The organism is Janthinobacterium sp. (assembly GCF_009923995.1).
Taxonomy (GTDB): Bacteria; Pseudomonadota; Gammaproteobacteria; order Burkholderiales; family Burkholderiaceae_D; genus Janthinobacterium.
In genome coordinates this window covers 1-1,037 of record NZ_RFSK01000154.1, presented here as the reverse complement: position 1 = coordinate 1,037, position 1,037 = coordinate 1, and the positions used below count along the sequence as shown (strand labels likewise).

Genomic DNA, 1,037 nt, shown 5'->3' with positions numbered 1-1,037 from the left:
AAATTGCAAAGCAATGCGCACGCGAGCAAGGTATGAACTTGCCCATGTTGAAAAGTTGAGAAACACCCCTGAGCGCCGTCGGCGCTTCCCCTCCAGGGGACGACACCAGCAGCCCGGCAATGCCGGTTCTGCGGTGTCCCTGAACACAGACACTTACTCCGGAAACACTTTATGACTTCGATGATTCTCAACCCCGGCAAGATCACGCTGGATGAACTCGGCCTCATCCACGCCGGCGTGTGCCAGCTGAGCTTGCCCGAATCTGCCCGCGTCAATATCCGCGCCGCCCATGCGCTGGTCAAGGCGGCCGCTGATGGCGACGCGCCGGTTTATGGCGTGAACACCGGCTTCGGCAAACTGGCGAACAAGCGCATCGACAAAGACCAGCTCGACACCTTGCAGCGCAACCTGATCCGCAGCCACAGCGTGGGTGTGGGCGAGCCTTTGGCGGCCCCCATCATGCGGCTGATGATGGCGACCAAGGCCGCCAGTCTGGCGCGCGGCTACTCGGGCTGCCGCGAGGTGGTGGTGGACACCATTCTGGCGGTGCACAACGCAGGCCTGGTGCCTTGCGTGCCTTCACAAGGTTCGGTCGGCGCCTCGGGCGATCTGGCGCCGTTGTCGCACATGACGCTGGCATTGATGGGCGAGGGCGACATGCTGGTGGATGGCGTGCGCGTGCCCGCACTGCAGGCCCTGCAAGCCGCCGGCATTGCGCCGCTGACGCTGGAAGCCAAAGAAGGGCTGGCCCTGATCAACGGCACCCAAACGTCCACCGCGCTGGCCTTGCACGGCTTGCTGGCCTTTGAGCCGGTGCTGGAGGCCGCGCTGGTGATTGGCGCGCTCACGCTGGATGCTGCCCGTGGCAGCGATGGCCCGTTCGACCCGCGTATTCACGCCGTGCGCGGACAGCCCGGCCAGATTGACGTAGCCCAGTACTACCGTGAACTCCTCAAGGGCAGCGCCATACGCGCCAGCCACGCCGAGGGCGACGACCGCGTGCAAGACCCGTATTGCCTGCGCTGCCAGCCGCAGGT

Annotated in this window: 1 protein-coding gene; it reads left to right on the top strand. The window is 64.9% G+C overall.

Annotated elements, in window-relative coordinates; all coding sequences use genetic code 11:
- Positions 1-180: 180 nt before the first annotated feature.
- Positions 181-1,037, top strand: an 857-nt coding sequence (locus EBS11_RS28350; protein ID WP_290608889.1) for an aromatic amino acid lyase, incomplete at its 3' end; no start/stop codon positions are given.